We start from the raw sequence: 12,109 nt of genomic DNA, 5'->3' as shown, positions 1-12,109 counted from the left end.
GCGACCGTCAGGGCGGCGACGGCCACCACGCCGACCAGCGGCAGGTAGACCCGGGGCGGGGTCATTGGTACGTCTCGACAACCGAACCGCGCGGCGCACCGCGCGGGTTGGCGTACTCCAGCGGCGGAGGAACAGGCTCGACGTCGTCCGGCCGCGCCGCCCACTCACACCCGCCACGCTCCGGACGCAGGTGCCGTTTGCCACCCACGGTGCCCATGTAGACGCCCGTGCGCTGGCGGCGCCGGTCGTAGACGAGCTGTCCCACCTGGGGTTTGAACACGTCCATCCCACTGCCTTCCGGTCAGTTGCGGTGCGGTAACTAGCCAACTGCACGGGGAAGCCAGAGGGGTATACCTGATAGCACGACAGAACCCGATGTACGGAATGGGGTTGCGGATGGCAGGACGACGAGTGCGCACAACGCTGCGACCGGAGACCTTCGCATGGGTGTTTCGGGATCTCCGGACAGCCGCCGGGTACTCCACCCATCTGAGTCTCGCCACGGCGCTTCACGTGTCCGAATCCTTCGTACAGAAGATCGAGAGCAGTCAGCGCAAGCCCCACCGAGACTTCGTGCACGACTGCGACGCCCTGTTCGGTACCAGCGGGCAACTCACGCGGTCGTTCGATGACACCGACTGGAGGATCATCGATCATCCAGATTGGTTCCAGATGTACGCCGACACCGAAGCTAAGGCCACCCGGATTCGGGGACTGCACACTGAGCGCGTACCGGGCCTACTTCAAACGGCCAACTACGCCCGCGCGCTGGTACGGCATCTCAACCCGACCGCCGACCCGGACGACATCGAGCAGACGGTTCAGGCCCGCTTGCACCGACAGGGCCGGTTCCTCGATGTCGACGGCCCTGAGCTCGTCGCCATAGTGGACGAAGGGGTCATCTGGCAGCATGTCGGCGGACGCATGGTCATGTATGACCAGCTCGCGCACCTGTTGACCGTCTCCGAGCAATACCCAAACGTCCACTTGCACGTTGCTCAGCGAGAGTTGGGCGAGAGGACCGGTCAGGGAGGCTTTCACTTGCTGACCCTTCCGGAGGGCTCCACATGGACCTACACCGAGGTTCTGGGCCACGGACGCTTCATCACTGATCAGGAAATCTCAGCAGTGCACAGCCGGGCCTATGATCGGCTCCGTGCGGAAGCGCTGAACTGGACGGACTCCGCACGCCGGATCCACCGCGCCATGAGGGAGCTGCTGAACGTGACCACCCCCCGCCCGCCTTACATCCCTGTTGACTGGCGCCGCCCGCGCGACTGGAAGACCTCGTCAGTCAGCCAGGGCAACGGGGGAGAGTGCGTTGAAGTTGCAGTCAGCGCCGTCCCGGTCGAAGGCATCGTTCCCGTACGGGACTCGAAGGACCGGCAGGGCCCGGAACTTGGCTTCTCCCCCGCTGGCTGGCAGGACTTCGTGTCGGCCGTCCGGGGCGGCGAGTTCGGCGCCGTTTAGTTCCTCTCAACGACAAGAACGCCCCCTGTCCGGCCGTAGCCGGTACAGGGGGCGCTTTGCTTTCTATGGGGGGTCGAGGTGGAGGGCGGTCCGCTGGTCTACGCGGTCGATGGCGTCGCGGAGTGAACTGCCGCTGTTGGGGTGGAGTTCGTGTTGCACGGCGGCGAGCTGCCGCTCGATGGTGCCGAGTCGGGTCATGACGCCGGGGCGGCCGGGGACGCCGGGGCGGTCGTCGGTGCCGGTCCAGTCGTCGACGAAGTCCTCGACGCGCTGCGCGAGGTGGCGGGCGCCGCGGGTGGTGCGCCACAGCAGGCCGAGTGCGGCGGAGATGGTGACCACCGCGCCGGCCCACAGCAGGACGTCGTCGAGGCGGCCGGCGCCGGTGGGGTCGCTCACTCGGCGGGGTCCTCCTCCGTGGCCCGGAGCCAGGCGGGCAGGACCTGCTCGACGACGTCGAGCGCCATCACGCGCGTGATCGCTCCGGCCACGGTGAGGGCCACGGCGATGCCGGGCAGGGTGTCGGGGATGCCGGCGGTGGAGACGAGCAGGGGGAGGGCGGCGAGCAGGCCGAGCACGGTCTGCAGGCCGGTGCGGATGGTGCGCCGGGTGGCGTCGGTCAAGGTGGTACCTCCTGTTGGTGGGGCCCGGGGCCGGCCGGCCCCGGGCGGGCGGATGGGTTAGCGGACGGTGAAGCCGTGCCGCGCGGCGAGCTCGGCGAGCGAGGCGCGGCCGGGAATGCCGTCGGCGGCGGTGCCGCGGTACCCGAGGGAGCGCTGCCACGCGGCGTAGGCGGCCACGGTGCGGGTGCCGAACGAGCCGTCGCCGGCCCACTGGCCGTCGAGCAGGCCTTCGGCGGCGAGCGCGGCCTCGACGGGGCGCACGGCGTCGGGGTAGGTGGTGGCGCCCTGGTCGAGGTCGGGGTCGCGGCGGGCGGCGGCGATCACCTGGCCGAGGTCGACGACGGGCTGCTCGCCGGGAAGGGCGCCGCCGAGCAGGCGCCGCAGCGACTGCTCACCGGGGACTCCGTCGGCGTCGCCGCCGTTGTAGCCGAGGCTCTGCTGCCACTCCGCGTAGTTCTCGGTGTCGGCGTCCGTCCAGTCCTCGTCGGGGCCGACGGTGTAGTGCTGGCCGTGGCCGGTGGCGACGAGGGCGTCGCCCACCTGTCGCACCTGTGGGCCGTGGGCGCCGTAACCGTACTCCTGTCCGCCGATGGTGACCCGGTAGCGGGCGGGGCCGGCCGGTTCCGGCGGCGGGGGCGGCGTGGGGGTGGTGGGTTCCGGGGCGCCGTTGGCGCGGGCGACGATCGAGGGGAACAGGATGTCGTGGAACTGCTGCACCCGGGCGTCGCCGGGGCAGGCCGTGCCGGACGTCGACCACGACCGGAACAGCCGGTGGTACCCGTACCCGGGGTCATCGGCGCTGCGGCAGATGCGGAGGGGGATGCCGTGCTCGCGGTGGAGCCAGACGCCGAGCGCGACGAGCTGCTCGATCTGCTGGTCGGTCCACGGGTCCGTGTGCTCGTTGTTGGACTCGGTCTCGATCGACACGGCGCCGGTGCCGTCCGGCCGGCGGTTGGCCGCGGCGGACGCGTCGGCACGGGTCTGCGTGCCGATGAACTGCGCGAGGGCGCCGTCGTAGCCGAGGCCGAAGTGCGATTCCAAGTTCGTGCTGTCGCGCCAGTACTCGTAGATGCGGCGCGGCGTCCACTCGGCCGCGATGCTGTGCAGGATGAACTGTGTGGGGCGGATGGCCGGCTGGGCGTCGCTCTCGGGCTGCAGCTCCATGCGTTCGGCGCCGGGGTACCAGGACATAGGGGTGTCTCCAGACATGAAAATGCCCCGAGGCTGATGGCCACGGGGCGGACGAGGAAAGGGAGGTGGGGTCAGCGGGTCTGTGTGCCCAGACATCCGGCCGCGCAGGTGTAGACGTTGCCGTTGCCGCCGGTGCGCCATGCCTTGATTTCGATCTTGGTCAGGGCGGCGTACTCGCCCGGGCAGAGCTTCGGGCCGTTGGTGAAGTACAGCCAGTCACCGGAGCCGATGGTGTGCTGTTCTCCCCAGGGCTGGCCGTCGACGTAGACCTGCAGGGCGCCGGTGGTGCCGTAGTCGGCGGCGCCGTAGGCGGCCACGGTGAGCATGGGGTGGTAGCGGACGTGCGCCGCCGTCCACAACGTCTCTGGACTGCCTGACTGCGTCTTGGGGTACTGGTCGAGGTTCCCGTCGGCGTACATCGGCGTGTGGATGTACGGCACACCGAGACCGCCGTTGATCCGGTCTTCGGTGAAAATTGTTGATCCGCGGCTGTCGTAAATGTCGATGCCCTGCGGCATGTTGCCCAATGACCACATGGCGAGGGCAAGTGAGCCGTCCTCGCGGCTGATCAGGACTCCGTACTGTTCGCTGCCGTCCGGGTGGTCCGGACTGATTCCCCCGATGTACACCATTTCTTGTCCGGTCTTGGCCTTCACCTGGAGGGTGCCGCCTTCGGCGATGACGACGGGACGGTGCTCGATCTGGTCGAGGGCGGGGCGGGTCTGCGCGCGGCCGGACAGCTCACGCACCTGGCGCTCCAGGGTCCGGATGCGGTCGAGCAGGTCTTGCGGGATCGCGGCCAACTAGGTTTCCTCCAGTACGAGTTTGGCGGTCTCGGGGCGCCCTCGATCCGGGGGCGTGATCGCGATGCCGATGATCCGGAACCGGGCGCTCATCCCTTCGGGCCACCACAGGTCGACGATCCGCACGCGGACCGTGGCGCCGAGCAGGGCGGGGGTGATCTGGCCGTCGAGTCGCACGGTGAGCTCGGGCACGGTGTGCGGGTCGAGGTGGGCGCCGGCGTCGGCCCGGGCGTGCGCGTCGAGAGTGAGCTGCTGCTCAACCGTGCTGTAGTCCGAGCTGCCGTCGAGGCGCGGCCAACCGGTCTCGATATCCGCCGTGTTGGTGATCAGCGAGGAGAGCAACGGCGTGCTCTCGGCAGTCTGGTTGCGGTTCACGGACGCGCCGCGGGACTGCCAGGCGTTGGCCTTGCGCGTGGCGTCGACCGGCCACGTGTACGAGATGACCGGCCCGGGGCGGGTGAGCACGATGTCGCCGCGGCCGGCCCGGATGACCGGGTGGCCGAGCTGCAGCCGCTTGATGCGCCGGCCGGTGTCGGGGTCACGAAGGGACGCGATCCGCCACTCGAAGCCGTTCTCGACACGTGAGAGTTGCTCAATCAGGTCCCGGACGAACGGCAGGTCGTACCGGCTGTAGAACCGATCCCGCGGGACGCCGGAGACATCGGTATCGGCCTCGATGCCAATGTCGCCCCCGGGCTGCTCGGCGGTGTAGCTGATCAAGTTCCGAACGATGTCGAACTGGTCTGCCCCGTACACGACTTGGGAGTCGTAGAGCATGCGGTGAGACAGGTAGCTGTCCCAGGTGGCGGCCTGCAAGTCGAGCTGCAGGCGCCCGCGGTCGTCGCTCTGCAGGCTGGTCGTCCACAGGATGCCGCCCCACCAGATCGCGCCGTCGCGCTCGACCCACAGCCCGGTGCGACCGGGGACCAGGGCGGCGCGGGCGCGGGCGGCGAGCTCGGCGGTCGCGAGGTGCACCGTCGCCCGCAGTGAGCCGGACTTCCCGAGGTACTCGTCGAACGAGACGCCCCACAGCGGTAGGACGTCGAGCAACTGATCGGATCGAAGATCGCAGACCAGGACGCGGTACGGGGTGGGGGGCGGCAGCGCGACCACCCCCCCCGGTGTGCCCGGGGCCGGTGGCCATGGGGCTGATTCGACTTCAGGCCGCTGCATCGAGGCGCCCATGCGTGTCGGACCACCACCCGATGGTGACGGTAAGTATACTTACGATTGCTAACTGCAATCAGTGGGTTGAGGCTTGCCGTGCACCTCGTGAACCAGTGCCGCAGTGCCTCATGGACCAACCAGTGAAGGGAAAGAGGGCATGGCCAACTATCTCGATGCAGTACTGCGTCTCGACACCAATCGGTTCCGCGTATTCGTGGGATACAACTGGGGGGATGTCGAAATCGCGAACGGGGAACCGCACGTCGACACGCTGCTGTCCGGCTTCCCCAAGCCCCTGTCGGACATCGAAGCGCTGTCCCGTCCTACCGACAACTACACCCGTGTCGATGCCGTGATGCCGGTTCCCGACTCGTCGAACGAGCACTTCGTATTCTCTAGGGACCGCTGCACCAGGTACTGGGCTGGCGATCCCGCGCAGTCCGCCGCCTCATCTGAAGAAAACGATCCTTCCTGGGCTCTCTCGCTCTTTACGGGCTTGAAGGATGCCTACTTCAACCAGGTCGACGCCGTCATTCCGGTCCCGGGGCAGCAATACGAATACTGGGTGTTCTCCGGCTGGCAATGGGCGCGCATTGCGTTCCCCACTCGCTATCCGCAGGACAGCAAGAAAATCGGTTCGACCGGAAATATGTCGGGATGGGGGGAGCTGCACTCCAAGGCCCGATTCAGCAAAATCGATGCCGTAATCCCCGTGCCGGATCAGGAGCCAAACCAGTTCTGGGTGGTCCGAGGGGACCAGTGGGTGCGCATCATCATCGATGACGACCCGGGAAAGACCAAGGTCCGCAATGGGCCGAGCCCCGTGGTGACGGGGTGGAAGAGCCTGGCTCCCTTCTAGCCTCGATCTTGAATTAGGGCCCGTCGGTTTACTGGCGGGCCCTATCCACTTTCATCCCGGCCAGCCTCCAGCGCACACCACGCAGCAGTTGATCAATGGCATTCAGTTTCGTGCATGGCATGGTGCTGGTCGCAGCCGCGGGTAGGTGAGTGACTGCGCCCAGCATTTTCGAAAATGCTTCTAGGCGGTGGTCTCGTAGGTGACCTGCACACGCATGGTCGACAGGATGTTGCCCCAGTACAGGCCGGCGCTGCCGGGGGTGACCAAGCCAAGATCGCTCACCCGGTAGGCGAAGACGTAGGCGACGCTCGCGCCGCGCTCGATGCACGGGGTGAGCAGCTTCCAGGCGTTGCCGTCGCCGTCGACGTAGCGGCCGGTGCCCTGCCAGCCGAGCGGGGCCGCGCCGTCGACAGCGGGGAACGGCAGGCTCACGGTGATGTTTCCACGGCCGAGCGAGCTGTCGGGGCCCCAGGCGAGCGAGGCGACAACCTCAACACGGCGCCCGATGCGGCAGTAGCGGCCGGACGGTATCGAGGACCCGAGCGACTCCAGGCCGCTCCACGTGGGCGTGTACGACGTCCAGCCGCCCATCGGCACCCACCCGGTACCGCTCCAGCGCTCCAAGCCGTTGGCGCTGTCGCGCCACTGGCCGGTGTAAATGCCGAACGCTAGACCGGAGTTGGGCATGATGCCGCCGATGGCCTGCGGGTAGGCCACCCACGCGGCCCCGGACCAGCGTTCCACGCGTGTGCCGGTGTCACGCAACTGTCCGACGTAGGCGCCCGGTTCGGTGGAGGCGTCCGGTCGGACACCGCCGGCCGCCACGGTGTAGGTGCGCAGGTCGGTCACGGCTGTTGGCCAGGGGATTCCGCCGGTGCCCGCAGACGCACCGACCGGTACCCGCACCGACCACAGCGGAAGCGAGCAGGCCGGCGCCGCCGGCGCCGCAGGCTTGGAGGCCGGCGTGCCCTGCACGATCTCGACCGACACCAGAGCCTTGCCGCTGGCGTCGAACAACCCGTCGTACACCCTGATGACGATCAGGTCGATCCGGTCGTACTGCGTGGGCCCGGGCGCGATCGTCAGCACCTCGGGCGCGGTCACCGTGACCGGGTAGCCGCCCTGAAGGGCACTTCCCTGCACGACCGCGCGCCCGACGCCGAGCTGCGCCTGCATCGGCGCGGTACTGGTCAGCAGGAGAGGGGTGCCGCCGGGGATGACCCCGGGGGCGGTGGTGGTCGGCCCGGTGGGGGTCATGGTGCCGATGGGGGACAGACGGGTGTCGGTACGGCTCTGCCCGGTGGGCGGGAGCCACGCGGCGCGCACGGTCATGCGGGTGCCTCCTACCAGTAGGCGTGGCGCCAGCGCAGCAGCGCGCGGGCATCCGGGTGCGGGGGGACGTCGGGGGCACCGCGGAACGCGAAGTCGTGCGTGCCGGGCGGGACGACGAGCAGCTGCTCGGGCGCCGAGAGATCGGTCACGGTGTAGATCCGGGAGGCGCCGCCCAGGGTGACCGTGGCGGCCGCTCCGTCGACGACGAGCTGCTCGCCCGGACCGAGCGTGATGTCGTACTCCCACCGCCGCCCAGTTCGGACGCAACGAAGGGAAGGGCTCGTTACGGGCCCACTGAAGGTCAGCACGGCCGGCGCGTCAGCGGTGCCGGAGTTGGTGGCCGTGAGGATGCCGGACGCGCCGCCGGCCCCGAAGGTGAGCCCTGCCTCGACGGCCGGGCCACTGGCGGGCGGGGGCGGGGCGGTGAGGTGCCAGTCGAGGCCCTGCTCGACCGCACCGGCGAGCTGCCAGTCGAGACCGGCCTCGTCGACCGGCAGACCAGCGACGGCCTGCTGCTCCGCCACCGAGTAGCGGCGCGGGTCGGTGGCCTCGAACTGCAACGCACAGCCGGTGATGGTGCCGACCCGGTAGCCGCGGCCAGTCGGAACCGACCACCGCAGACACCTCGCCCACACCATCAGCGGCCCGCGCTCGTCGACCTGCACCACGAGCGGCACCTCGTCGACCAGCGACACCGCCCCCGCCTCGAAGGCTGCGACGGTCGCGCCGATCCGGGCGGCCGGCGCCCGGATCGTGATCTCATCCACCGTGATCGTGCGCGGCTGCGCCCAGAGGTCACCGGGGTAGGCGCCGTGTCCGGCCGGCCGGGTGGTGGTGCCGGAGTCCCAGCCGGGGGAGTCGGACCATCCGGTGAGCTTGCGCCACCGGTAGGGGGTGCCGGGGCCGAGCAGCAGCTCGCCGAACTGGATGTGCCCGGGGGCGAGCACGCGGTCGCCCGCGGCCATCGGATCACCCCCTGCCCTTGAGCTGCCAGCCGAGCGCGGCCGCGATCTGGTCGGGGCTCTGCCCGCCGCCGGCGTTGAACTGCTCGATGTGCAGCAGCGGCCCGGACGGTCCGGCCGGGGCGCTGGCGTAGGTCGCAACCGGCACCGGCCCGGTGGTGGGCACAGGACCCCGTACGGCCGCGGTGAGCGCCGGCGTGTCCGGCACCTCGACCAAATCCCGCATGGTCGCGGCGAGTTGCGGCTGCGCCGCCTCGATGCCGGACACGATGCCGGCAGGAATCCAGCGGCCAACTGCGCTCGCCATCACGCGACTTGGCGAGTGGATGCCGAGCGCCTTAGCGATCGGTCCGGGGATCAAATTTATCGCCCAGCCGGTCAGGGTGTCGCGCAACCAGCCGCCCATGGACTGAATTCCGGACCACAGTCCGCGGACTACATCCTTGCCCTTGTCGATCAGTAGCAGGCCCATATTCCCGAGGGAATCCGCGATGCGCCCGGGCAGGCCTCGGACGTAGTCGACCAGGGCGCCGGCGCGATCGGCCACACCGGACCGGATCGAATCCCAATGGCGGATGATCAACCCGACAAGAGTCCAGTTGAGAAAAAAATCGACGATCCTGCCGGGAACTCCCCGGATGAAATCCGTGGTTGCATTCCACCCAGTGACCGCACCGTTCTTGATCGAGTCCCAATGGCGGATCAGAAGTCCGACGAGTGAGAACGTCATGAAGGCGTCGACCATGAATTGTGCGGCGCCGCGAACTACGCCAACAATCCAATCCCAGGCCGCCGCCGTCGCGGACCTGATGGTGTCCCAGTTGGACACGATCAGCGCGACCAGCCCAACAACGGCAGCGATCACCAGTGCGACGGGGCCGATCGCGATCAGCCAGGCAGCGGCCACCCGGGCGGCCTGCAGCGAGCTCTGCGTGCCCATCAGGACCCACGTGCCGACCACCCGCGCACCGGCCGAAACCGCCGCACCGCCCTGCGCCGCCCACCCCGCGACCATCTGCGCGTTGGTGACCAAGTAGGTCGCCCCAGTGGCGGCCGCGGCCGCGCCCTGCGCCACCCACCCGGCCACCACAGTTGCGGTGGTGACCGTGCCCTGCACCCCCAAGGCAATGAGGGTGGGCAGCAGGATCGCGGTGATCACGCCGGCCGCGATCGACAGCGAGAGGCTGTGCTCGCGCACGAACGCCTTGCCCGCGTCGAACTTGCTGCCCAATGTGCCGACCCAGTCGGCCGCGCTCATCAGGGCCGGCACCACCCTGGACCCGAGGACTTCGACAGCCCCCTGCTGCAGGCCCCGCGTGAACTGCGTCCACCGGGTGGACGCGTTGTCGCGCATCGTGTCGCCAGCCTTCTTGGCGGCGCCGTCGACCGCGCCGAGCCCAGCAACCGCGGCCGACGGATCGAGCGAGAAAAGCGCTTTAGAAAGGTCTTCGGCCTGCGTTCCCAGAAGTGCGACAGAAAGGCGTGAACGCTCCGCAGGGTCTTTCACCAGCCGTAGCCGGTCCATAAGCTGATCGAGCGCGGCATTCGCCTGCGGCCCACCCTTAGCGAAGGCAGTGGCCATTTTATCCGCGTTCAAACCAAGGCTTTTCAGCCCGTCGGCCGCAGTGCCGTCCTTGACCCTGATATTCAGTTCTTTGAAAGCATCCGCCACCACATCGGCATCACGCGCACCGGCTTCAAGACCTTGATGGATAAGGCCCATGGCCTGCTTTGCGTCGACACCCAAATCGCGAAATTGCGTCGGATACTCGTTGAAAGTGTCGAGCAAATCCTCGCTCTTATTGGCGCCGAGCTGCGCGCCGCGCACGAGAACATCAAATGCCTCGTCGGCACTTTTCGCCATTCCCGTTTTGAGCATCTGCCCGGCGGCTTTGGCCACCGGGCCGACTTCCTCACCGAGGATGTCGGCTACCTGCTGCGCGCGGCCGCCGACCTGCTGCAGGTGCTCGGCGGTCGAGTCCGCCGGTACGAGACCCTGCTGCCACAGGTGCTTCAGTGCCTCGTTCGCGGTCTCGACGCTGTCGGTGTACCCGCCGGAGTACAACTTGCCTGCGGCCTTGCCCAGTTGGGCGGCCTGCTCCGGGCTGGCGCCCAACTGGGCCGTAAGAAGGCTCGTGCCTTTCTGCTGGTCGACGGCCTCGTGCAGGCCGGCCATGACGGCGGCGCCGATCGCGCCGCCGATCAAGACACCCTTGATGGCGCTAAGCGACTTCGTGATGCCGGAGCTGGCGCGCTCGGCGCCGCGCTCGGACTGGTCGGCGAGTCCGTCGCCCAGTTCCTTCCCGGCAGCTTGGCCGGCGCGGCCGGCCTCGTCCTCGACGACCTGCGCGGTACGCCGGATGCCCTGCTCGGTGCGGCGCAGGCCCTGCTCGGCGCCGCTGTCGTCGACGGTGATGGTGGCGAGCAGCTCGCCGACGGTGAGCGCCAACTCGGCTCACCCCCTTACCGAGCGAAACCATCACCGGATGATCCGCTGGTAGAAGTTCGTGGTCTTCGGCCTGATGCAGCCGGCGACCTACACCTCGGGGGGAAGTCCAGTGATCGCAGCGATTTCTGCAGGCGACGAGATGGTGCGCGGCGTGCGGGTCCAGAGCGAACGGAACCGCGAGTGCTCGTCGAGGCCTCCGAGCAGGACCACGAACCGCCGCTCAGACAGGGCCGCGATCTGGTCGGCGCTAAGACCGTAGGTGCGGGCGAGATCAGCCTCGACCGCGCCCCAGTGCGTCAGGACCGCCGACCAGAGCCCGCCCGCCGCGCCTTCGCCCGGCGCTGCGCCCGGTTCGGGGCCGGCGCCCCCGGGGCTTTTCCCCCGGCCTGCTCGTCGTGCAGCTCGGCCGCCCGCGCCATGCTGACCGATCCGGGGCTGCGGACGTTGGCCGCGGCGTAGATCAGCAGGATGCCGAGCTGGCGGTCGGTCATGCCCTGCTCTGCCCAGTGGTCGAGGGCATCGACGCCGACCAGGGCCCGAAGCATGGTCCGGACGTCGTCCGGGTTGTCCGAGTGCTGCAGGCGTTCGAGCTGCAACGAGAAGACGAGCGGCAGGGACTCGGGCAGGGTGTAGGTCCGGCCATAGAGGAGGAACGTTTCTGCGCGCCGGCCGCGGGACTGCTCGGCGAAGAACGCATCGAAGTCTGCGAATCCGTCGGGGGCGTCGTCCTGGTGGTCAAGGTCGAGCTGCTCGTCGTCGATCACGAGCCACCCCCGGCCGGTGGCGTCACGGGCGCGCTGGTCGGCTTGCCGCAGCGGGTGATCGTCGCGCTCCAGCTCGTCTTCTCCGTGGTTCCGCCGCCCTGCTCGCCGGGGGTCACCGTGGCGTCCCATACCACCCACGACGTCTGGCTGCGGTGGCGCCAGCGCACCGGGTTGCGGGAGTCGACGCCGAGCCGGTAGGTCCACACGTCGTCGATGTAGGCCTGCCCGGGGTCGCGCCCGCCGGCCTTGTCTGCGGCGTACTTGGACTCGATCGAGAGAGACGCGCCGCGCTGCATGACGTCCTGCTCGAAGTAGCCGTCAGAGTCGAACGAGGTGGTGTCCTCCGTTTCCTCGTTCTCACCGGGGTTGTGGCTGAACGAGGTCAACAGGCCGATGCGCAGCCATGTTTCGGTGCTGGCGCTCACATCCTGGACCTCGAAGATCCAGCCGCGGGCGTCGATCGGGCGTACGGGGGTGGTGGGGGTCGGCATG

At 68.8% G+C, this 12,109-nt stretch carries 13 protein-coding genes; 2 read left to right on the top strand and 11 right to left on the bottom strand.

The genetic code is table 11. The features are described from left to right. Positions 1–61: 61 nt before the first annotated feature. On the bottom strand, positions 62–286 hold the full coding sequence (locus tag AC07BF_RS10815) for a hypothetical protein (protein WP_478333266.1): 225 nt from the start codon (positions 284–286) through the stop codon (positions 62–64). A gap of 125 nt (positions 287–411) precedes the next feature. On the opposite strand from AC07BF_RS10815, the gene AC07BF_RS10810 reads away from it, so the two are divergent. After that, positions 412–1,470, top strand: a complete 1,059-nt coding sequence (locus AC07BF_RS10810; RefSeq protein ID WP_478333265.1) for a helix-turn-helix domain-containing protein — start codon at positions 412–414, stop codon at positions 1,468–1,470. 63 nt (positions 1,471–1,533) lie between these two features. Here the strand turns inward: AC07BF_RS10810 and AC07BF_RS10805 are convergent, their stop codons facing one another. The 5 genes from AC07BF_RS10805 to AC07BF_RS10785 form a co-directional block, all read right to left on the bottom strand. Next, the gene (locus AC07BF_RS10805; protein ID WP_478333264.1) at positions 1,534–1,866 is read right to left on the bottom strand and encodes a hypothetical protein; all 333 of its coding nucleotides are present in this window, start codon (positions 1,864–1,866) and stop codon (positions 1,534–1,536) included. After that, entirely contained in the window at positions 1,863–2,090 is a 228-nt protein-coding gene (locus AC07BF_RS10800; protein WP_478333263.1) for a hypothetical protein, read from the bottom strand. The genes AC07BF_RS10805 and AC07BF_RS10800 overlap by 4 nt, the downstream gene beginning before the upstream one ends. A 57-nt stretch (positions 2,091–2,147) precedes the next feature. Then, the gene (locus AC07BF_RS10795; protein ID WP_478333262.1) at positions 2,148–3,281 is read right to left on the bottom strand and encodes a peptidoglycan-binding protein; all 1,134 of its coding nucleotides are present in this window, start codon (positions 3,279–3,281) and stop codon (positions 2,148–2,150) included. 71 nt (positions 3,282–3,352) lie between these two features. Beyond that, positions 3,353–4,084: a hypothetical protein gene (locus tag AC07BF_RS10790; RefSeq protein ID WP_478333261.1), complete on the bottom strand. Its 732-nt coding sequence runs from the start codon at positions 4,082–4,084 to the stop codon at positions 3,353–3,355. Further along, the gene (locus tag AC07BF_RS10785; RefSeq protein ID WP_478333260.1) at positions 4,085–5,134 is read right to left on the bottom strand and encodes a hypothetical protein; all 1,050 of its coding nucleotides are present in this window, start codon (positions 5,132–5,134) and stop codon (positions 4,085–4,087) included. 274 nt (positions 5,135–5,408) lie between these two features. Here AC07BF_RS10785 and AC07BF_RS10780 point away from each other — a divergent pair, with 274 nt between their 5' ends. After that, positions 5,409–6,110, top strand: coding sequence for a hypothetical protein (locus AC07BF_RS10780; protein WP_478333259.1), 702 nt, complete (start codon positions 5,409–5,411; stop codon positions 6,108–6,110). Positions 6,111–6,290: 180 nt separating this feature from the next. Here AC07BF_RS10780 and AC07BF_RS10775 read toward each other — a convergent pair whose 3' ends face one another. The 5 genes from AC07BF_RS10775 to AC07BF_RS10755 form a co-directional block, all read right to left on the bottom strand. Next, positions 6,291–7,442: a hypothetical protein gene (locus AC07BF_RS10775; protein ID WP_478333258.1), complete on the bottom strand. Its 1,152-nt coding sequence runs from the start codon at positions 7,440–7,442 to the stop codon at positions 6,291–6,293. Positions 7,443–7,453: 11 nt separating this feature from the next. Further along, on the bottom strand, positions 7,454–8,407 hold the full coding sequence (locus AC07BF_RS10770; protein ID WP_478333257.1) for a phage tail family protein: 954 nt from the start codon (positions 8,405–8,407) through the stop codon (positions 7,454–7,456). Between the two features lie 4 nt (positions 8,408–8,411). Then, positions 8,412–10,853, bottom strand: a complete 2,442-nt coding sequence (locus AC07BF_RS10765; protein ID WP_478333256.1) for a phage tail tape measure protein — start codon at positions 10,851–10,853, stop codon at positions 8,412–8,414. 296 nt (positions 10,854–11,149) lie between these two features. Next, positions 11,150–11,617: a hypothetical protein gene (locus AC07BF_RS10760; protein ID WP_478333255.1), complete on the bottom strand. Its 468-nt coding sequence runs from the start codon at positions 11,615–11,617 to the stop codon at positions 11,150–11,152. Next, on the bottom strand, positions 11,614–12,108 hold the full coding sequence (locus AC07BF_RS10755) for a phage tail tube protein (protein ID WP_478333254.1): 495 nt from the start codon (positions 12,106–12,108) through the stop codon (positions 11,614–11,616). Before AC07BF_RS10755 ends, AC07BF_RS10760 begins: the two co-directional genes overlap by 4 nt. Position 12,109 lies beyond the last annotated feature (1 nt).

Source organism: Kitasatospora sp. NPDC043950 (assembly GCF_056435345.1).
The sequence above is the reverse complement of the archived record's forward strand: the minus strand, read 5'-3'. Positions and strand labels throughout refer to the sequence as shown.

Excerpts from the sequence above, each read along its gene's own strand:
- AC07BF_RS10775 (WP_478333258.1), bottom strand. The coding sequence starts at position 7,442 with ATGACCGTGCGCGCCGCGTGGCTCCCGCCCACCGGGCAGAGCCGTACC.
- AC07BF_RS10815 (WP_478333266.1), bottom strand. The coding sequence starts at position 286 with ATGGACGTGTTCAAACCCCAGGTGGGACAGCTCGTCTACGACCGGCGC.
- AC07BF_RS10755 (WP_478333254.1), bottom strand. The coding sequence starts at position 12,108 with ATGCCGACCCCCACCACCCCCGTACGCCCGATCGACGCCCGCGGCTGG.
- AC07BF_RS10780 (WP_478333259.1), top strand. The coding sequence starts at position 5,409 with ATGGCCAACTATCTCGATGCAGTACTGCGTCTCGACACCAATCGGTTC.
- AC07BF_RS10770 (WP_478333257.1), bottom strand. The coding sequence starts at position 8,407 with ATGGCCGCGGGCGACCGCGTGCTCGCCCCCGGGCACATCCAGTTCGGC.
- AC07BF_RS10795 (WP_478333262.1), bottom strand. The coding sequence starts at position 3,281 with ATGTCCTGGTACCCCGGCGCCGAACGCATGGAGCTGCAGCCCGAGAGC.